Below are 20,731 nucleotides of genomic sequence, written 5' to 3'. Positions count from 1 at the left end.
AAATCCATTTTCTCGAAAAACGTCGTTGTGTATTAGTATCATTTGGCAACATCCTGTAATTCCCCTTTCGTTTTCAGAACATCCTTATATTGTACCAGAAACTTCTCCACCAATTCGATGGAAGCTTCTGGTTTCATGCCTTTACATCGAATAACGATATGAAGCTGCGGGTCCGCGTTCAACTTGATACGACCATCAAAGCCTTTGGACAATGCAATAAGCTTCTGCCCTTCCAGCCTGCCATTCTGGTCAATATGCACCTTGATTAGGTAATCATCCCCTTTTTGGCTGATCGTTTCAATCCGGTACTCCGAACCGTATGCTTTCAAACGAGCCACTGACAGTAAGTTGAACACGGCCTGCGGCAGATCACCGAAGCGATCAACTAGCTCATCATGCAGATCCGCGGCTTCTTCCAACGTTCGAATGGCGGCCACTTTTTTGTAAATTTCGATTTTTTGCATGCTGTCGTAGATGTAGTCGGATGGTAAATACGCATCCAATTGTATATCGATGGAAGTATTCCATTCCGGCTCTGGAATGACGGCTTCCCCATCTATTTCTAGTTTCAGCTTTGCAATTTCTTCCGCTAGCATTTGGGAGTACAAATCAAATCCGACAGATGCAATGAAACCATGCTGCTCAGCGCCAAGCAAGTTGCCAGCGCCACGAATCGATAAATCCCTCATCGCAATTTTAAAGCCTGATCCAAGTTCTGTAAACTCTTTAATCGCTTGGAGGCGTTTCTCCGCCACTTCCGTAAGCACTTTATCCCGTTGATACGTGAAGTAAGCATACGCTACGCGATTAGATCGTCCTACTCGTCCACGCAGCTGATACAGCTGGGACAGCCCCATTTTATCCGCATCGTGAACAATCAGTGTGTTAACATTCGGAATATCGACACCCGTCTCGATAATACTCGTGCTTACTAGCACATCGTATTCGCCATCGAGGAAATCAAGGATCGTCTTCTCCAGCTCCTGCTCGCCCATTTGTCCATGTGCCACGGTAACGCGAGCATCCGGAATCATCATGGAAATTTGATCAGCGATCTGAGTGATACCTTGTACACGGTTATATAAATAATACACTTGACCTTCACGCGCTAATTCCCGCTCAATCGCCTCTCGAACCAGCGTTGGCCCGTACTCGACCACATAGGTTTGGACAGGGAACCTATTTTCCGGCGGAGTCTCGATGACCGATAAATCACGAACACCTAACATGGACATGTGTAACGTCCTCGGAATCGGTGTTGCCGTCAGTGTGAGCACGTCCACATTCGTCTTGAGCCGTTTCAGCTTCTCTTTGTGGGACACGCCAAAACGCTGCTCCTCATCGACGATAAGGAGTCCAAGATCTTTAAACTGCACGTCCTGCGATAATAGGCGGTGGGTACCAATAACGACGTCAACGGTCCCTTTCTTGACACCTTTCATTACTTCGGTCTGCTCCTTCTTGGAGCGGAAACGACTTAACACTTTTACATTAAAAGGATAGCCTGAGAACCGCTCACGGAACGTCTCGTAATGCTGCTGAGCCAAAATCGTCGTCGGCACCAAAACAGCAACCTGTTTGCCGTCAATCGCTGCCTTGAAGGCCGCGCGTACCGCAACTTCCGTCTTCCCGTAGCCTACGTCGCCGCAGAGCAAACGGTCCATCGGACGCGCTTTCTCCATGTCCCCCTTAATTTCTTCGATCGCGCGAAGCTGATCCCGCGTTTCATCGTAAGGGAACATCGCTTCGAATTCATTTTGATAAGAGCTGTCTTTACTGAATCCGTAGCCAGTTGCAGCTTGGCGCTCTGCATAGAGCTTGATCAGCTCATCGGCAATATCCTTAACAGATGCCCGCGCCTTGCTCTTCACTCTAGCCCAGTCAGCGCCTCCGAGCTTATAAACCTTCGGTTCCTTCTCTTCAGAACCTACATATTTCTGAATCAAATCAATCTGGTCAATCGGTACAGACAGCTTATCGCCGCCAGCGTACATGATGTGGAGGTAATCCTTATGAATACCGCCAACTTCCAATGTTCCGATCCCAACATACTTCCCGATCCCATGATTCACGTGTACAACGTAGTCGCCGACCTTAAGCTCTTGATAGCTTTTGATTCGCTCAGCGTTCTCCAGCTTCTTCTCAACCTTACGCGCTTTACGCTGTTTCTGTGTGAAAATTTCGCCTTCCGTGATAACAACCAAATGAATCGAAGGCATTTCAAACCCAGTTTGCAGATTGCCATCTACGATTTCGGGAACGTCAATTTGGTAGTCCTGCAGCACCCGACGAACACGTTCAGCGCGGTCCTCTCCATTAGCCAGCAAAATGACATTGCTTCCATTTTTCTTCCAGCGTTCCATCTCCGCTTTGAGGAGATTCATTTGACCGTGGAAGTTTTGCATGACGCGGCAAACGAAGTTTACGATATTTTGCGGTTGAATTCCTGCCACTTGTCGTAGAAATAACGATACATATAAGGTCGGGAAAGGCCTGCGATGCAGCAGAGATTCATACGATTTGGACAGCACAAAAGCCGGCAAGCTCTTCCCCTCTGTCAGCGCATGCATCATCCACTCTGCCTCGTCGCGTTCTAGCTGCTTTGCTGTCTCCAGCAATCGAGCCGGTTCGTCGATGATCAGCACAGTATCCTTAGGCATGTAGTCCATGAGGGTCTGTCTTTCCGTATATAAAAGCGAAATATATTTATAAATACCAGGGAACGTCTGCCCTTCACGAAGCAGTTCAATATCATGTCCGATGCCTTCGAGCAGCTTGTCTTTGGCTGATCGGTCCGTCATTTTCTCCAACTGATCTTGAAGCAGCTCATAGGCATGCTGGGCGGCCGATTGTAACCGCTTTCTATCCGCTTGAATCTCGCGACACGGAGGAATCGTGATTGCGTTTAATTTATCAATTGAACGTTGGTCACTTACATCGAAAGTACGAATAGAGTCGACTTCGACATCGAACAACTCAATCCGAATGGCGTTCTCTGACGTTAGTGGGAATAAATCCAGAATTCCGCCGCGTACACTCATTTCACCTTTGGTCTCAACCCGCTCCACACGCTCGTAACCCAGACTGGATAAAGTAGCTAGGAGCTCATCCAACTGCACAGTATCCCCTACGTTGACCGTAACGCGGGCTTCTTCGAATACTTGCTTAAGCGGAAGCAGTCGTCGCACACCAGCAAAAGGGGCAATAACAACTCCACGGAAGCCGCCAGCAAGCTTGGTGAGAACGTCAATACGCTGCGCTAGCATCTCAGGGCTGGAAGCCGCTTCTTCTGTCGTCAAAAGCTCTTGAGATGGGTAGAGCAGCACTTTACCAGGTGATAGACATTCTAGTAAATCCTCCGCTATTTTCTGAGCGGCGAACATATTGTGAGTAACAATGAACAACGGACGCTCTAACTCACGGGCAAGAGTGGCAATCATGACTTGCCTGGAGGAACCGGTAAGTCCGGCAACGAGCTGCTCTTTCATATCGGACCTGAGGCCTGTCACGATCGTTTGAAAGTCGCTATCCGTAGAAAAAGCTTGAATTAAAGCTTGCAAACAAGTACACTCCCCTCACAAAAAGAAGCCTCGGCACACTTGCCTCGGCTATTAACTCTTTATCTTCATCAATTTTACTGCAACGGACTGGCCAGCAGGGACAATTCTGGGTTTGCATCTAACGCCTCACGACAGTAATCGCAAACGACCCTTACCGTAACATCTCCATTCGTGTTATACGATATTATATCTCTACGCTCATCGGGGGTCAAGAAATGGAAGCCTAACTGCTGCTCCGTGATCGAACTTTGATTAATTTCCCCAACAAAGGTATGACAATGTCTGCAAATATACTTAATCATAATGTATGCCTCCTTCGACTATTCGATTACATCCTAGTATGGCCATTCTTCGGAGAAATTAGCCGAAAGTGCCATTGTCATTTTCGAATAGTCTACTTACATACAATATGTCTGAAGCGGGTGGCTTCACTTATTTATTGAACTTGGCCATCGTCTTTTCGAATGACTCACTCAGACTGAACAGCATGGCTTCGCAGGTGAGATCAAGCACTTCATCAATCGACTTCATCTCGTCTTTGGAAAAGTTAGATAAGACATAATCGGCAATATTATAGCCGGGCGCAGGCCTGTTCACACCCACTCGAATGCGATTGAAGCTTTGCGTTCCAGCGTGCTGAATAATGGATTTAATCCCATTGTGACCGCCAGGGCTGCCTTGATAACGGAGTCGAATTTGACCGAATGATGTATCCATATCATCATAAACGATCGTCACGTCTTCCAGTTTCGCTTTATAAAAGTCCAAGAACGCTCGCATGGATTCCCCCGAAAGATTCATATAAGTCATCGGTTTAAGCAAATACACCTTCGTACCATTCACCACACCTTCGCCTAGAAGCCCCTTACTTTTATTTTGAAAAGAAGTAATACCCCATTTGGCAGCAAAACGGTCAATGGCCATGAAACCAACATTGTGTCGATTCATCTCATATTGTTTTCCCGGATTACCCAGTCCAATAAAACATTTCATCTTCTTCTAAATCCTCCTAAAGTTAAACTAAAAAATCCTTTGCGGAACCATCATCTAGAGGTTATTGTTTACCTATATGAGAAACTAACCATCAAATTTAAAGCTGTGGGTGAATCAGTCCTATGTATCTAAATGGTCAACAGCTTTCAACTGATCTTCATTTTCAAGATCATGCTGAATCCTGTATTCCCGTCCAAGTATACTATCAAAATGTACATAAGGATATAGGCTTCATTGAAATCTACACCTTGTACTTTATCAAAGTAAATAATACGTTCTACAACCGAAATACGCACGTTTTTCTTTCGCGACCCGGATATTAAGCGCTTACATCAAAGGGATAAAGGATACCCTCCACATATCGGTGAGGGTTCCTTGTCGTGCGTTTGGACTATACCGGTTGTTCTTCAGTCGCAGCCTCGTTCGATGTTTCCGCTTGTCCAACCTTTTCTTCATTATTGGCTGGCTCTTCTACAGCAATTTCTTTCTGAGGTGCAAGAACCGTAAGCACCAAATCATGAGACTCAGACTTCACTTCAATCCCCGCAGGGACGGAGAGTTGGTTTACTAGTATGTTGTCTCCGAGTCCGACGTTCGAAATGTCCACCTTGATCGAGCTTGGTATCTGACTTGGTAAACACCGTATCTCCAGCTCATGCATCTGAATCTGAACAATGCCTCCTTCTTTGGCCCCCTCAGCCTCACCAATAAATTCCAAGGCGACAACCGTTTTAACTGGCTCATCCATATTAATTTGATGAAAATCGATATGGAGCAGCCGCTCCCGTTTTAATTTGTCTCGCTGGATCTCGTTGATCATAACTGGTTGCTTGCCACTGCCGTCTGGCATATCCAAATCAATAATAGCATGAGGATTTTGGCGCAGCAGCGCTACTAATTCTTTCTGATCAACCGTAATAACCGCAGAGCCTATCTTTTCGCCATATACAACTGCAGGCACTCTACCTTGGATACGCAGCTGCTTAATATCCGATTTCGTTGTTTCTTTGCGGGATTCCGCTTTTAATGAAAATGCCATAAGAAAAAGAACCTCCTAAGGGTTTTGCTCAGCAAGCTTGCTTGGATAAGCAGTGCCAAGTGGGTAACAGCTAGTTCATAGCCTACCCAACCTCAAGAAGTTCCATCCAATTTCATCCTCACAAAGTGAGATTTACCGTTCCTTGATGATGAATTTACTCACTAATCTCTTTGTTCTTTTTACTTTCCTTCTTCGCTTTTGCTCGCGCTCTAATTTTATCAGCATAGCCCGGCTTGTTGGATTGTCTCTCGCGGGCAATCGCTAGATCGCCATCATCTACGGAATGTGTAATAGTGGAGCCTGCAACGACATAAGCGCCCTTGCCAATTTTCACAGGAGCAATCAAATTCACATTACTGCCCACAAAGGCATCATCGCCAATCTCCGTTAAACTCTTATTGAATCCGTCATAGTTCACGGTAATGGCGCCGCAGCCGATGTTCACATTCGTACCAACAACCGCATCCCCTACATAGCTTAAATGAGAAACTTTCGAACCCTCACCTAGCGTCGCATTCTTAATCTCAACAAAGTCGCCAATTTTCACTTGCTTCCCAATATTAGCGCCAGGTCTCAAATAAGCATACGGCCCTACGCTAGCTTCATTATCCACATAGGCTTCCTGAAGGACGGATTGTTTAATCGTAACCTCATCTCTAACCGTCGAGTCGATAATTTCCGTATGCGGTCCAATTGTACATTGTTCCCCAATCACCGTGCGCCCCCGCAAAATAGTGCCCGGCAGCAGCACCGTATCCATACCGATGGTAACATCTTTTTCAATGTACGTATTAGATGGATCTACAATGGTAACCCCGTTCAGCATGTGTTCACGGTTGATACGTGCTTTAAACAACCGCTCGGCTTCAGCAAGTGCAACACGATCGTTCACACCGATTGACTCTGCACTGTCTTCCATACAGTAGCCTTGAACAACTTCTCCAGCTCCTGTCATAATCCCAATAACATCGGTCAGATAGTATTCATTTTGCGTATTATTGTTCGTAACTGACGCTAAGGCCTTGAATAGTTTCCGATTATCGAAAATATAAGTACCTGTGTTGATCTCCTGAACTGCCGCTTCCTCGCTGCTACTGTCCTTCTGCTCTACAATCCTTGCTACTCGGCCGTCTTCTCCGCGAATAATACGTCCATAACCATAAGGCTCATCGAGTTTTGCTGTCAGAATTGTCGCAGACGCTCCAGACAGCTCATGCAGCTCAATGGCGCTCGTCAAGGTGGCTTCCGATATCAGCGGTGTATCGCCGCAAATGACAACCGTCATCCCTTCCTCTTCGGCAAGAGCATCCTTCGCTTGAAGAACAGCATGCCCCGTGCCCAACTGCTGTTCCTGTAAAGCATACTCCACGCGATCTCCCAGATGTCCCTTCACGGCTTCCGCCCCGAATCCAACAATGACCAATGTTCTTGTTACTTCTATATGCTGCAGCGTGTCCACAACGTGTTCCACCATTGGCTTACCTACAACCGGATGAAGCACCTTGTACAGCTTCGATTTCATGCGTTTTCCTTGTCCTGCCGCCAGTACAATCCCCATGAGTTTCAACTAACATCCAACCCCTTTAATATAAATAGTTACACACTACTATATGTATAATCGATGAGTTCTCCACCAAATATAGCATCATTACCACCTAAAAGAAAAGAGAGCCCAAGGGCTCTCTCAATAATCTGAATTATGCGCCTTCTTCAATTACCTCTTCTTCTACCGCTGCGCGATCGTATTCAGCTAGGACAGCCGCTTGAATTTTCTCGCGTGTTGTGGAAGAAATCGGATGAGCGATATCACGGAATTCACCATCCGGTGTTCGTTTGCTTGGCATAGCCACGAACATCCCATTATTACCGTCGATGACACGTATGTCATGAACGACGAACTCGTTATCAATGGTAATGGAAGCAATCGCCTTCATCCTCCCCTCGGAGTTGACCCGGCGGAGTCTTACATCTGTAATTTGCACTTGTGTTCACCACCTTTTTCCATCTCTGAGACTTGGGTGTAATATTCCACATCGTCGTGCAAATTCCTTCTTCTTTTTTTGAAATTTTCGATAATTTTATACAATCTTAATGTAACTGTTAAATTTCGACAGAAATCACAGCAATTAACTCGATTTCGACAAAAACATCGCGGGGTAATCTGGCCACTTCGACAGTGGATCTAGCCGGTTTATGATCTCCGAAGTATGAACCATAAATTTCATTTAGTTCTGCAAACTGATTCATATCCTTCAAAAAAACCGTCGCTTTCACAACTTGATCGAATGATGAGCCTGCCGCTTCCAGCACACCCTTCAAATTCGCGAACACTTGATGAGCTTGTTCCTTAATTCCGCCCTCTACAATCTGTCCATCCAAGCCAAGTGGAATTTGTCCAGAAGTAAAGAGAAGGTTTCCTAGCTTTACCGCTTGCGAGTAAGGTCCGATTGCAGCTGGTGCTGCTGTTGTTGAAATAAGTTCCATCGCTTTACGAATCTCCTTTTTTACTGTCAAAATAGTTGCCTGGCTCTACGGTGATTTGTTTGGTCTTGGAATCTACGCCATATAAACGAGCAAGCGATACATAGTGATCAACCAAATGCTCTTCAACCTCACAAGACTCCATGAATACACCAACCCCTTGAACAGAGGCTTTGAATTCCGCTAACAAATCCATCATACCGTGAATCGTACCGCCAACATGCATGAAATCATCAATGATAAGCACCTTGGACTCTTCTTTCAAAGCACGCCTCGCCAGTGACATCGTCTGGATCCGCTTGTTGGATCCTGAAACATAGTTGATGCTAACCGCTGATCCTTCCGTTACTCGACTATCCCTGCGGACAATCACAACGGGCAAATTCATATAAGTTGCCGTCGCATACGCGAGCGGAATGCCTTTCGTCTCTACCGTCATAATTACATCAATATCACGATCAGCGAAAGCAGATGCAAACGTCTTGCCAATTTCATTCAAATATTGAGGCTGCCCCATAATATCTGACATATACAAATATCCGCCTGGAAGAATCCGTTCTGGTTGCTGCAGTTGTAAACAAAGGCTCTGAATAAATTTCAGTGATACTTCTTTAGGCACTTTTGGTGAAAATTTCACACCTCCGGCGGCGCCCGCAAGAGTATTCAGCTCGCCTAGTCCTTCTTCTTCAAATACTTCCTTGATGATCGCTAAATCTTCACTTATGGAGGATTTAGCAGAGTTGTAACGCTCGGCAAAAGTCGTTAAAGGGATTAACGAATGGGGGCGGAATAACAAATATTGCGTCATTTCCACCAGCCTAGCGCTCCTTTTCAACTTTTTCATCGCACTACCCCCAAAAATCCGAATATTATAATGAAAATATACCATTTTTATACGTATTTATTCAAGCTTCTCATGAAAATTATATTGACATCAACATAACATCAATATAACACAATTTATTGCGATGGTTGGAGTCATAGTCCACCCTCTATACAATGAAAAAGAGCCCTTCGCGGGCCCTGCAACCGTCCTACTTCATTTACGTCAACATCCGCACTGCGTAAACATCCTTACAAAACCCACGAAGCCCATTATAAATCCGGGGTACCTTCGCTTCCTTGGATACGAGACCGAATACCGTCGGCCCGCTGCCCGACATCAGTACACCATCCGCACCAAGCCTCTGCATGCATTCTTTGAGATGTCTCACCTCGGGATAAAGGTCCAGCGTCACTTCTTCAAGCACATTGCCGAGGCTTCCGCAAAGTTGATCGAATCGCTTCTCCCGAATCGCGTTCAGCACACCTTCCGTCGAAGGATGATGCTTAATCTCGCGTGCATTCAGCTTGCTGTAAATCTCCGATGTGGACACATTAATGGGCGGCTTCGCCAGTACGACCCAGCACTGAGGCGGCGAGACGATAGGCTCCAGCTTCTCTCCACGCCCTCTCGCGACAGCCGTGCCTCCCGTTACACAGAAGGGTACATCCGAGCCAAGCTCCGCTCCAAGCACCTGCAGCTCTTCCATAGGGATGTTTAAGTCCCAAAGCCGATTCAAACCTCTAAGCGTCGCTGCCGCATCGCTGCTGCCCCCTGCTAGACCCGCTGCCACGGGGATCTGCTTGTCCAAATGGATGTAGACGCCCTGTTTGACGTCGTAGCGATCCTTAATAAGGCGTGCTGCCTGAAAGGCTAAGTTCTTCTCATCCAGCGGAATATACCCCGCCTGACTGGATATGATGATGGTGTCCCGCGAAAGCTCCTGCATTTCGATCCGATCTGCTAGATCTACCATCGTCATGACCATCTCAACTTCATGGTAACCGTCCGATCTTTTATGTAAAACATCAAGGGATAAATTGATTTTAGCCGGTGCTTTTTCAAAAATCTTCATCAGATCACCTTCTTTTGCTCGTTTGCCGTTAAAATATTATAACAAAAGCGCAAAAAAAAAGCTAAAGCATTCGCTTTAGCTGTAGAAGGGACGCTGTTCCGCTTGCGCTGCCTGCTGTGACCCCGCAATTATTTGATTTAAACCCGCTGCATTAGGTTGCATTGGATTAGAAGGTCTATAGGTGTTTACATTGGTCGTGTTCTGCGTGTAGGTTGCAGGTGTATATGAGGATTGCATTTGCTGCGTTCCGCTATATTGATTCTGATTAAAGCTCGATTGAGACTGCGAATAGGTTTGTGGAGCAGGAACAGATGGATAGGTGGACTGATGATAATTCGACGGAGTGTAGCTAGACCTATTGGAAGTAGGTTGATTGTAGTTAGGTTGGTTGTAGTTAGGTTGGTTGTAGGTGGTTTGATTATAATTCGGCTGAGTATACGTTGATTGCGTCTGATTGGCGGAAGAAGCCGAAGGGTTATATTGTTTCACCAGCTGTTCCTGAGCAATTTGGATCGCCCGCTTCACCATGTTCCCTGCATCCTTCGTTCGGATGCCCTCCCAGCCCTCACGCTGCACCACATCATAGAACCCTAGATCTTTGGCTAATTCATATTTAAAGCTTTCCGACATGATCCCTCTTCTGCGACTCATAATTGGAACCTCCTTAGAGTTTTGCTATAGTATGCCCAACCCGGTAAGGTCCATTCAAATGCAAAAACAGACCCTTGGGGTCTGCTCATATAGGAATGCATTAAGCTAATGTTGGATGTAGGTGATGCGAACCTGTCCATCGTCATTACACACGGTAACTTCAACGGATTCGGTAAGGATATCGGCGTAGCTGTACGACACTCGTTTGAAAGCGTGGGATTCTTGATCTAATTTCACAATAAACACAGAAGGGTAGGTTTCTTCTAAAACTCCAGAACGCTCGACAGTCTTTCGACGGCCGCCATTCGCTCTTAACATGATCTTCTGCCCAACGTGGGGCTCCAAACTGCGTTTGATCTCCAACAGCGCATTTTTTGCCATTGTCAACTACCACCTCTTTCCTAGTTAATTATAACCCATTCAGACAGGCATGTCAAACGAGGGCAAATATTATATCAGCACCACATTCCTGTTGTCAACGGCATTTTCACTTAATTTTCGAAATCCCCCTCTTACAGGTTGTCTCCAAAGTTCGCAAATTATTCACACTTTTCCACTAAAAAAAGAACACTCACCCAGTCAGCCCCCTCCAAGGAGTAGAATGACAGGTAAGTGTTACTGCAGCATACCGTATATGATGTCGGTTCATGTTGTTTTTACTTGTACCAAGGCTATTTAGACATGATCTTCTGTATGTTGAATACCTGGAACTCCCATGCGATAGCTCCCTCTCGTCTCTACCCCACCTAACCCTTCCAGACCTGTCACCGTCAAGTCAACGATATCAAGCATGGATATGGTATCCTTCACGGAAGTATATGACAGTTTAGCCGCGATACAAAGCGGATCTAAGGCGTGAATGAGTATACGAGCAGGAGAACTCGCAAAATTAGCTCCAGCCCTCAGTAGGGCCTCAAAATGAGACTGACAAGCACCAGCCACAATAATCATGGAGTCCCGGTTGCGCTCATACTGCCTAGCAATCTGCACCGCATTCACGAAATTTTGTGAATTCTTATAGCTGGAAAGGCTGCTTGGACCTCGACCCTTACGTTGCTTAAGTATTCCGTCATGACCGGTAACGACAACAATGTCTGGCTTAATTTGCGGAAGCAGCCTATGAAGAGCATCCGCCATTTGTGCTTCAGGAATATAAAACCCCTCGGCAGGCACACGCAATTCCCCATAGATCTGCATACTTTTACGTAAGTAAGTTGGATCGCCATCTAGGTGCAGCACTTTGCCAGGCACTTCGAAGTAGCTTTTATTGACATTTTCTTTATGGTTAATTGAGAGTTGGTTTTTCTCCTGCAGCTGCAGCTGGGATACAGCCAGTCGACGGAGCGACTCCCGAAATTCAGGTGAACTCGATCGCGGATGATCCATGACATCAGTCGGATTTGAAATGGTCAAATCCATTAGAGGCGCATCCGCTAGCAGCCTGTAATCCACACCACGCAGGATAGCCTTCAGCTGCTCTATGCGCTCAATCTTAAACATGACGTCGCCGCCATAGGATTTACGGGTAACAAAGTCTCCTTGCCTCATCGCACAATCCCCTCCTAAGGGTATCCTATGGCGAGACTAGGCATTTGGTGCGGGTTATTTGCAGCCGTGCGCGAGAAGAGTCGACGACAAGCGCGCGAACTCTTCCATACTGAGTGTTTCGCCGCGACGCGAAGGCTCTATGTTAATGCCGAGCAGCAGCGCTTCCAGCTCAGGCTTGTTCTCTTTCGTAAAGAACCGCGCAGCTAGGTTATTGTAAAGGGTTTTGCGCCGCTGGACGAAGGACGCTTGGACGACGGCGAAGAAGAAGTCCACGTCCGCCACCTCGACCGGCGGGGTTTTGCGCACACGCAGCCGAATCACGGCGGAGTCGACGTTCGGCTGCGGTACGAAGACGGTGCGAGGCACGATCGTGACAAGCTCCGGCTCGCAGTGGAACTGCACGGCAATGCTGAGGCTGCCGTAATCTTTGGTGCCCGGGCGAGCCGCCATGCGGTCGGCCACCTCTTTTTGAATCATCACGACGATATTCTCCAAGGGAAGCTTCTCTTCGAGAAGCTTCATGATGATCGGCGTCGTGATGTAGTAGGGCAGGTTGGCGACGACACTGACGCCATCCATGCCCTCGAAGTGCTGCCGGAACAACTCCGGCAGGTCGGTCTTCAAGATGTCACCATGGACAACAGTAGCATGGGGATAGGGCTCCAGCGTCTCGTCCAGGATGGGCAGCAGACGCTGATCGATCTCGACGGCCAAGACACGTCCAGCGAGCTTGGCCAGCTGCTGCGTGAGCGCCCCAATGCCGGGGCCGATCTCAAGCGCAGCCTTGTTCGGCCCGAGCTCAGCGGCCAAAACAATCTTGCTTAGGATATTTTGGTCAATCAGGAAGTTTTGGCCCAAGCTTTTTTTGAGCACCAGACCATTTCTCTTAATAATTTGTTTCGTTTTACTTGGTGTAGCCACGTCATCGGCTGTTACAATCACTTCATTATTGGGTACATTCATGATATAACCTCATTATCTATAGGTTCTGGATTTCAAATTCTTCATTGTGATTAAAGTGATTCAAAGAGCACTCAAACTCTTTACCAGATCTCATTCAATTATTTCCTAAGTGGCACTTTACTGAAACTCGGTATGCTTAGCCTTGTAAGATCATGCGAGCTTGCTGTATGAAATTAAGTTGGAGATGTTGCAGAAAGTGCAACAATTAGTGCTCAAATCCCGTCTATATGACTAGAATGTTGCATTCCGTACAACACTTGATACCTCATGCAAAGTTTTTCCACAAACCATCTCAGAAATATTGCACAAACTACAACTTTTTCATAATAATGGCCATTTTAACTTAGAAATGTTGAACACCGAGACCGTCGATTCATTCATCCAATCTTGTTCAACACAGAGGTCTCATAATTCGGAAACCGCGTCCTATTTGTTCACTTGGTGAATTCATAATAGCGGTTGAATAATGTTGTAAAAAGCGCAACAATCGCTGCCTAAATCTCGCCTTTTCCCTTCGTTGTTGCATATTGCACAACAATTTGGTCCTATTTAGGCCATTTCTCAACAAATGGGCTCGAAATGTTGTACAAACGGCTAGGCCCCCTAAAACCGGAGTCTTGCCCACCAAAAATGATTCATGCGTAGAATATCGCGTTTTTTCAAGCTATTACATCGCTTTATGAAAGGCAGAAGTGTCATCCAGCGTCTTGACCCATGCTGAAAACATCTTCGGAGGTTTTCGGTTTAAACTACCATGCATCCTGCGGTTATTGTAGAAGTCCATGTAACGATCGAGTGCATCATAAGCCTCTTCAAAGGTCATGAAGTCTCTTATGCCGAACAAGTGACGTTCAAGTAGACTGTGAAACGACTCAATGTAAGCATTCATATTCGGCGTCCTTGGCGGAATGCGTTCATGGACGACGTCTAGGCACTCGCACATATCTCCAAACAGTTTGCTTACGAATTGCGGGCCGTTATCTGTACGGATTACAGGCATCTCTTCTCCAGGGTTTAGCCGGCTCTGTATCGCATAACAAAGCGTCTGGACCGCATGCTTGGCCTCACATACCGGACCTCTGTACTGTTTAACGACGACACGGTCAAACACATCAATGATGCTGAGCATATAAAAGAATCGCTCCTGTCCAATGACGTATCCGTACTTGATATCCATTTGCCATAATTGGTTGGAGCCTGTTACTACTCGGTTCTTCGGCAGCCTGCGCGGATGTGTCTGTATGCGCTGGCGTGGCTTTTGAAGAATGCCTAACTCTTTGCATAAGCGATACGATTTCTTTTTGTCCAGCCTCACGTTATATTGGTCACGAATACATTGTGCAAGAAGCTTGTAGCCATAGACATGTTCTTCGCCCTCTATGAGCTCAAGCAGCCACGCGTTGATTTGTTCGTCACACACTTGTTCACCCGTAAACGTATGTGAGTATCCAGGCACAGGGCGCCCTCTCCGGCTTTCTTTGGAACATTCAGATAGCGGGGTGGTAGCTCTCTTCTTACGATCGTAATAGGTGGACTCTGAAAGGCCAAGGATACGCAGAACCAACGCTACTGGTTCACCCCGCTTAATAAATGGTTCTGCTACTTCGAATTTCTCGGATAAGCGGGGTCTTTCTTTTTTAGCAATTCGCGCAGGATCTCAAGCTCTAGCTCTTTCTCGCCAAGTACTTTAACGGCTTTTTCATAGCGTTGTTCTACATCTTGTAGACGCTGCAATTCTTGCAGATGCTCGTCAGCCACTGGGATTTCTTCCGGAGGAATAGAGTCACGGTGATCTCTGATCCACAAACGGATGGTTTCAGGATGGATGTCATACATGCGGGCTAATACCCCCACCTTAATACCAGCCAATGCTTCCTTAACAATTTTAAGCCGTGCTTCTTCTTTCAGCCTTTTCCCCATACTGAATCATCTCCTTGTCCCTAGTTTAAATTATTGGGTGGGAGGACTCCAGTTTAATTAGGGGGCCTAGGAGCAAACTGCAACTTCAAGTTGCGAAATAGTCTTTTGGCGTGTGAATTGTTGTAGAAAATGCAACTTTGGTATCCACTACAGCCCATCTGCCCTCACGAGATGTATGACACTAATTGGAGTTGTATTCCAGTTACGAGGAGGCATAATGAATGAATGACGATCTACACACAAAAACAACAACAAGCATCGATTCTACTTATCAGCTTCCAAATGCTCCAAAGCCGCCTCAAATTCCTCACGCGAGATCTGAAACATCGCACAGCGCTTGTAAAACTGCTTGCCATTGCAATAGCCAATCCCTAACGCTTTCCCCACAATCAGCCGGCGAGAAGCCGCCTCAGCATGAACAATCAACCCTGCGGCCATGAGATCCTCCATGGTCAGCTGTGAAACCGACGCCGTATATTCCGTACGGAGCTTCTGAAGGGCCTGACGAATCGTCTCAGGCGTCGCATTCTCAACGCCGATATCACCCTTGTACTCAGCCTGCTCCTGCGTAATGAAGGCATGCTTGCAGCCAGGCACCTTGGCTGCTACAATCTTCCGAATCCGTTCACCTGCGTGATCCGGATCGGTGAAGATAATAACGCCTCTGCGCTGCTGCGCAAGTGCAATACGTTTTAGCACGGCTTGTCCGATTGCAGAGCCGCCAGTTTCAATGGTATCCGCCTCTACCGCTCGGCGGATAGCAGCTGTATCGTCTTTACCTTCTACGACAATCACTTCTTTAATCATAAGCGGTTCCCTTCCCAGTACCAAGGATAAACGACTCCGTCGTCCTTCAGGGACGAGCGCGTTTGTCGAGGTTGATGCGGAGCTAAAGTATAGAACTTATACTTTCTTATTCAACGTAGAAAAAGAAGAGGGGTCCCCTCTTCTTTCGCCCAGGTTGTTACCTGGCAACGTATATATGACATTCTTCCCGCTGAAACAGACGTTTACACGTTAATTTTCAGACGGCTTTTTCGGTCCTACCACATAGACGGTGTACCCTTGCTTCGTTCCGAATTTATTGGCATAACCATGATCTTCAAAGTAAACATCAATCATTTGGCCTTTCACACCGCTGCCAATATCTTCAGCACGGCGGAAGCCAATACCCTCAATGTAAACCCACCATCCGAGCGGGATGACTTTGGGATCAACGGCAATCGTTCTGCCTTCTGTCACCGTAGTCCCTGTATAGGTTTTACCAAAACCCGGTGAATCTTCGGATTTACCCGTAGATGCGACGTCAGCTGAATAGGCAGTCAACTTCACATTCTTCAGGATTTGTTTGTACCCAAATGTTACACCATTCTTCGAAACCTCATCCACACTAGGCGATGAAGACGAGAGAACAACAACAGGGTTTTTCGTGCCCACGGACACGACTTTCTTAATACTTTCTGTTTGTACTTCTTCACCCACAACTGCTTCCGCGACTAAAACACCGTCTTCGAAAGTCTTTTCTTTCTTCTTCAAGAGCACGCCCTCTTTACCTTCTTGGACGACTTGCTCTTTGCCTTTGAGCAGCGATGCGTCACTCTTCTTTTCCGTATCGAACGCAATCGGCTCAGTCACTTCCTCCGTCTCTTTTTTCACACGGACGATTTTGATTTCATCGCCTGAGCTCAGAGCGGCTGTCGGTTCGGGAGTTAAACGATCGTGCTCCCCAAGTGCAATATGTAAACGTTGCAATGCACTTTCTACCGTTCTTGCAGTTGTGTAAACAGTGGTGGTCTTTCCATCAGCAGTCAATTGAATTGGTGAGGCATGTTCGATGACAATTTTGTCTCCACCCTTGATTGTTGTCGTTGGCGCAGCAGAAATTTCATCGTGTTCACCAATTTTTATGGCTTGTTCATCCAGTAGGCGTTGCAGGACCCATTGTTTCGTATGCACAATGGTTTCTTGTCCATTCACAACCACGGATACGCTCTTGGTAGCCGTACCGTACAACAACACCAAAAACATGAAAGTCATTGCGATTGAAATTATGGCTAAGCTTAAAATCAAACGCAAGTTTTCATGCTTCCATCGCAATGCGAAGGACATGCTGGATGATCGTTTTACATGGGTCTCGCTAATAGAGATACTGCCCACTTCTTCGGTCCTCCTTCAAAGCCTCGCCGCCAGGTTACAGCATGATTAGATTTGACGCGACTAAGGTTTTTTAGTTTAACTTAATGTGTTCGCCATCAGCAGTACGGTGCTATACCGCTACCTTCTGGTCGTCCCACACCAGTTTGCCTATTCAACATTCATATGAATTCCGGGCAATTTTTAGTCGTCCGAATTGTGTATAGCCCTTTATGAAGACAAAAAGCCAGCAAGAAGAGGACTCTTCTCGCTGGCTTTTTTTGCATAGTAAAATACACAAATAGCACGCACGACAATCGTTACCTCTCTTACGCTTACGAGGTTAGCTGACGGATTCGGACGTGAGAGTCGCCCTACTAAGAGCATACGAAGTATACTCTAAGATTCACCCCTGTTACTCACTCTGTTCACTCAAGAAGCATGCTTCTTCAGCTTACAGTGGTTCCCCCGTTCCCATAAATGGAACTCAGCGAATGGAAAAATGGCAAATTGGTTATTAAGTTATTATGAAAAGTATATTACGCTGTTAATCTTAACCTGTAAAGGGATTGACACCTACTAAAAAGGGCTAAATCGACTAAAATTCGATTAAATAGGCAATTAAACTGCCCTATTTCTACTTATATCTCACTATAACGTACGTATACTAACTCTTTTCAACTATTCACCCCTAAACTAGGCTTAAAATACAAATTTGTTTATAATGATCGTATAGGAAAGCGATTCATAAATACCAATAATTTGCTAATCAGGGAGGCAATGAGATGGGCTCCATTCTACAAGTTGACTCTTTATACGGGGGATATTTACCAAATAAACCCGTTCTTCATGACCTAACCTTTTCTATTCGTCAAGGTGAAATGATGGGTCTGATCGGACTTAATGGCGCGGGTAAAAGTACGACAATCAAAAACATTCTCGGCCTTCTTCAACCACAAAAAGGAACGATTCGAATCAACGGACTAACTTTAGCTGAAAATCCTTTGTCCTATCGCGCAACCTACGCTTATGTACCTGAAAGTCCTGAGCTCTACGAAGAGCTTACGATCCGTGAACACCTTGAGCTAACCGCTATGGCCTACGGCTTGTCGAAGGACGACTACTTGGCTCGATCCAACTCACTTTTGGAGCAGTTTCAAATGAAGGACAAGCTGAACAGCTTCGCCAGTCATTTATCCAAAGGAATGAAACAGAAAGTCATGATTATGAACGCATTTCTGATCGAACCCTCGTTATATATTATCGATGAACCCTTTCTCGGCCTCGATCCTTTAGCGATCCGTTCCTTGTTAGAATTAATGGTCAAAATGAAACATAAAGGAGCATCATTCCTCATCTCATCGCATATTTTGTCTACGATTGAAAAATATTGCGATAATTACGTTGTCCTTCATCGTGGCCGTATGGTTGCTCAGGGGGATTTAGTCGAATTACGCGAGCAAACCGAACTCCCGAGAGCGTCACTAGACGACATTTTCTACAAGCTCGTACAAGGGGATTCGTTATGAGAAATATGGACATCAACACCCGTACCTTATGGCAGCAGAGATTCGAACATTATATGAAGGAATCCATGGGCTATTGGCAATACGCAGCGCGTAGTAATTTCATCGGTCTCGTGTTGTTTCTTGTCATCGTTTCTTCCTATTATTATGCAAAAATACTACAGCGTCTTCCGACAGACTATCCCTATCTATGGATCGTACTTTTGCTGCTCGTTCCGCTTCTATCTTCAAGTCCCATTCGTACATTGGTAAGGAAAGCAGACCGCATGTTTTTGTTACGGATCGAACATCAAATGGGCGCTTATTTCCGAAGCGGATTCATGTACAGTTTGACACTGCAAGCTTTTGGGACATTTATCGCCTGGGTCATTTTATGGCCGCTTTATCACCACTGCCTCGGCGCTTCAGAGCAGCATTTCTTACTGATGCTTGCACTACTTCTTCTATTAAAGATAGCAAATTTATTAGCTAGTTGGCAGGAGAGTCGTTTTACCCATGAGCGCACCAGATTAGCTTCAGTTAGCTTTCGCTGGGTGGCAACAACCGCTCTCGTTTCGCTGCAATTCCTAACCAGCATTTTATGGGCAAGTGGTGCTGCACTGCTTCTCATTTCCGTATGGTTAGCAGCCGTTCATTTCGTATCGAAATACGTTATCGGTTGGGACTACTTGATTACCAAGGAAAATCAGCAGCAAGCTCGGCTTTACGCCTTTTTCAGCTGGTTCGTCGATGTGCCTCAGATGGGAACGCGAATAGCCCGCCGAAGTTGGATCAGCGGGCTAACACGGTTCATACCTTTTAGACAAGATGCTGCCTATTTGTACCTATATATGAAGACATTGCTGCGTACGGAGCTGTTCGCGATCGTACTGCGCATCACCTTGTTAGGTGTACTAGCTATAGCCGTTTCAAGCAGCGGTACGGCAAGGAGCTTAATCTTCCTGATTGCTCTTGTAATTTCACTTGTCCAGTTATCGTCGCTCGAGCGCGCTCATCGCTATACATTCTGGCTGGAAATGTACCCGCTCAATCCAAATTCCAAAGCTGGTTCGCTAGCCTTTATCATTTGGTCGGTCTTGATGTTAGAGCTATGTATCCTGACGATCCCTCTTATGATTCGTTCTTCACCAATCTATCTACTCGTTCCACTCATCAGTCTCATCTTCATTTCTTTCAGCTGCGGTATTGTGCTTCGCCGTAAGTTCGAGAAAAACGTTCTACTTGAGACCTAGCAACCGAACGGCATTGTTTGTTGTTATTTGCGCAATTTCTTCCAAAGTCATATCCCGAATTTCCGCGGCTGTCTCAGCTACCAAGCGAACATAGCCGGTTTCATTACGCTTGCCGCGGAAAGGATGCGGGGTTAGATAGGGAGCATCGGTCTCAATTAACAAACGATCTAATGGAACTTGCGCCAGCACTTCCTTCGGTTGCCTAGCGTTCTTAAACGTAACTGGACCTCCAAAAGAAATATAAAAATTCATATCCAGACACTGCTTCGCCGTCTCCCAGCTTCCAGAGAAGCAATGCATGATGCCCCCCACTTCCTCGGCCTTCTCTTCTTTTAAAATGTGCAAAATATCTTGATGGGCATCTCGATTATGTATAACAATGGGCATCCCCAATTTACGCGCTAGACGAATTTGCTCCCGAAATACCCGCTGCTGTACATCCCTCGGTGACTTATCCCAGTAGTAATCCAGTCCAATTTCCCCAATGGCGACAACTTTCTCATGCTTGCACAACTCTTCAATCCATTCTAAGTCGCCAGGCATCATATCAATGGCATCAACAGGATGCCACCCTACGGTAGAATAGATGAAATCATACCTCTCAGCGAGGGCAATTGAACTGGGTATGGTCTCCCGATTGAAGCCTACATTCACTATTCTTGTCACTCCGGCGTCCAGTGCTCGCTGAATCACTTCGTCTTGATCTTCATTAAATTGTTCGGCATTTAAATGTGTGTGTGAATCCGTTAGCATAATCGTTCTCCCTTATGTTGAATATTCTGCAGCA

At 46.1% G+C, this 20,731-nt stretch carries 19 protein-coding genes, 1 pseudogene and 1 riboswitch; of the genes and pseudogenes, 2 read left to right on the top strand and 18 right to left on the bottom strand.

Going from position 1 to position 20,731, the window contains the following annotated elements; translation table 11 throughout:
- Positions 1 to 38: 38 nt before the first annotated feature.
- From mfd to NYR53_RS00975, 17 genes and pseudogenes are all read right to left on the bottom strand, one after another.
- Positions 39 to 3,560 carry a transcription-repair coupling factor gene (gene mfd, locus NYR53_RS01055; protein WP_261303557.1) on the bottom strand — a complete coding sequence of 1,174 codons (3,522 nt, stop codon included), beginning with the start codon at positions 3,558 to 3,560 and terminating at the stop codon, positions 39 to 41.
- Positions 3,561 to 3,634: 74 nt separating this feature from the next.
- Positions 3,635 to 3,865, bottom strand: a complete 231-nt coding sequence (fin, locus tag NYR53_RS01050) for an anti-sigma-F factor Fin (RefSeq protein WP_261306234.1) — start codon at positions 3,863 to 3,865, stop codon at positions 3,635 to 3,637.
- A gap of 127 nt (positions 3,866 to 3,992) precedes the next feature.
- Complete coding sequence (gene pth / locus NYR53_RS01045; protein WP_261303556.1) at positions 3,993 to 4,553, bottom strand: aminoacyl-tRNA hydrolase; 561 nt, start codon at positions 4,551 to 4,553, stop codon at positions 3,993 to 3,995.
- A 391-nt stretch (positions 4,554 to 4,944) separates the two neighbouring features.
- On the bottom strand, positions 4,945 to 5,592 hold the full coding sequence (locus NYR53_RS01040) for a 50S ribosomal protein L25 (RefSeq protein ID WP_261303555.1): 648 nt from the start codon (positions 5,590 to 5,592) through the stop codon (positions 4,945 to 4,947).
- A 154-nt stretch (positions 5,593 to 5,746) separates the two neighbouring features.
- Positions 5,747 to 7,159 carry a bifunctional UDP-N-acetylglucosamine diphosphorylase/glucosamine-1-phosphate N-acetyltransferase GlmU gene (gene glmU / locus NYR53_RS01035; RefSeq protein WP_290428982.1) on the bottom strand — a complete coding sequence of 471 codons (1,413 nt, stop codon included), beginning with the start codon at positions 7,157 to 7,159 and terminating at the stop codon, positions 5,747 to 5,749.
- Between the two features lie 130 nt (positions 7,160 to 7,289).
- A complete protein-coding gene (gene spoVG / locus NYR53_RS01030) occupies positions 7,290 to 7,574 on the bottom strand; it encodes a septation regulator SpoVG (protein ID WP_028557369.1) in 285 nt (94 codons plus the stop codon).
- A gap of 118 nt (positions 7,575 to 7,692) precedes the next feature.
- Positions 7,693 to 8,076 carry a RidA family protein gene (locus tag NYR53_RS01025; RefSeq protein WP_171690726.1) on the bottom strand — a complete coding sequence of 128 codons (384 nt, stop codon included), beginning with the start codon at positions 8,074 to 8,076 and terminating at the stop codon, positions 7,693 to 7,695.
- Positions 8,077 to 8,080: 4 nt separating this feature from the next.
- Entirely contained in the window at positions 8,081 to 8,917 is an 837-nt protein-coding gene (gene purR / locus NYR53_RS01020; protein ID WP_261303553.1) for a pur operon repressor, read from the bottom strand.
- 199 nt (positions 8,918 to 9,116) lie between these two features.
- A complete protein-coding gene (ispE, locus tag NYR53_RS01015) occupies positions 9,117 to 9,971 on the bottom strand; it encodes a 4-(cytidine 5'-diphospho)-2-C-methyl-D-erythritol kinase (RefSeq protein WP_261303552.1) in 855 nt (284 codons plus the stop codon).
- A 480-nt stretch (positions 9,972 to 10,451) separates the two neighbouring features.
- Positions 10,452 to 10,622, bottom strand: a pseudogene (locus NYR53_RS01010) (small, acid-soluble spore protein, alpha/beta type); the annotation flags it as partial.
- Between the two features lie 105 nt (positions 10,623 to 10,727).
- Positions 10,728 to 11,003 (bottom strand): biofilm formation stimulator Veg, encoded by a 276-nt coding sequence (gene veg / locus NYR53_RS01005; protein ID WP_028557365.1) that lies wholly within the window; start codon positions 11,001 to 11,003, stop codon positions 10,728 to 10,730.
- A gap of 294 nt (positions 11,004 to 11,297) precedes the next feature.
- Positions 11,298 to 12,170, bottom strand: a complete 873-nt coding sequence (gene yabG / locus NYR53_RS01000) for a sporulation peptidase YabG (RefSeq protein WP_261303551.1) — start codon at positions 12,168 to 12,170, stop codon at positions 11,298 to 11,300.
- 54 nt (positions 12,171 to 12,224) lie between these two features.
- Positions 12,225 to 13,133 (bottom strand): 16S rRNA (adenine(1518)-N(6)/adenine(1519)-N(6))-dimethyltransferase RsmA, encoded by a 909-nt coding sequence (gene rsmA / locus NYR53_RS00995; protein ID WP_261303550.1) that lies wholly within the window; start codon positions 13,131 to 13,133, stop codon positions 12,225 to 12,227.
- Positions 13,134 to 13,800: 667 nt separating this feature from the next.
- The gene (locus NYR53_RS00990; protein WP_261306233.1) at positions 13,801 to 14,721 is read right to left on the bottom strand and encodes an IS3 family transposase; all 921 of its coding nucleotides are present in this window, start codon (positions 14,719 to 14,721) and stop codon (positions 13,801 to 13,803) included.
- A gap of 11 nt (positions 14,722 to 14,732) precedes the next feature.
- Entirely contained in the window at positions 14,733 to 15,053 is a 321-nt protein-coding gene (locus tag NYR53_RS00985; RefSeq protein ID WP_261300830.1) for a helix-turn-helix domain-containing protein, read from the bottom strand.
- Between the two features lie 264 nt (positions 15,054 to 15,317).
- A complete protein-coding gene (gene rnmV, locus NYR53_RS00980) occupies positions 15,318 to 15,860 on the bottom strand; it encodes a ribonuclease M5 (protein ID WP_261303549.1) in 543 nt (180 codons plus the stop codon).
- A gap of 210 nt (positions 15,861 to 16,070) precedes the next feature.
- Positions 16,071 to 17,210 (bottom strand): resuscitation-promoting factor, encoded by a 1,140-nt coding sequence (locus tag NYR53_RS00975; RefSeq protein ID WP_261303548.1) that lies wholly within the window; start codon positions 17,208 to 17,210, stop codon positions 16,071 to 16,073.
- A 293-nt stretch (positions 17,211 to 17,503) separates the two neighbouring features.
- A riboswitch (cyclic di-AMP (ydaO/yuaA leader) is annotated at positions 17,504 to 17,689 on the bottom strand.
- A 282-nt stretch (positions 17,690 to 17,971) separates the two neighbouring features.
- Between NYR53_RS00975 and NYR53_RS00970 the strand changes: the two genes are divergently transcribed.
- Both NYR53_RS00970 and NYR53_RS00965 read left to right on the top strand, forming a co-directional pair.
- Positions 17,972 to 18,715: an ABC transporter ATP-binding protein gene (locus tag NYR53_RS00970; RefSeq protein WP_261303547.1), complete on the top strand. Its 744-nt coding sequence runs from the start codon at positions 17,972 to 17,974 to the stop codon at positions 18,713 to 18,715.
- Complete coding sequence (locus tag NYR53_RS00965) at positions 18,712 to 19,944, top strand: ABC transporter permease (RefSeq protein WP_261303546.1); 1,233 nt, start codon at positions 18,712 to 18,714, stop codon at positions 19,942 to 19,944. Before NYR53_RS00970 ends, NYR53_RS00965 begins: the two co-directional genes overlap by 4 nt.
- Here NYR53_RS00965 and NYR53_RS00960 read toward each other — a convergent pair.
- On the bottom strand, positions 19,930 to 20,697 hold the full coding sequence (locus tag NYR53_RS00960) for a TatD family hydrolase (protein ID WP_261303545.1): 768 nt from the start codon (positions 20,695 to 20,697) through the stop codon (positions 19,930 to 19,932). The genes NYR53_RS00965 and NYR53_RS00960 overlap by 15 nt on opposite strands.
- Positions 20,698 to 20,731: the final 34 nt, after the last annotated feature.

This window comes from Paenibacillus andongensis, assembly GCF_025369935.1.
Taxonomy (GTDB): domain Bacteria; phylum Bacillota; class Bacilli; order Paenibacillales; family NBRC-103111; genus Paenibacillus_E; species Paenibacillus_E andongensis.
This window is presented reverse-complemented; position numbering and strand designations above follow the sequence as displayed.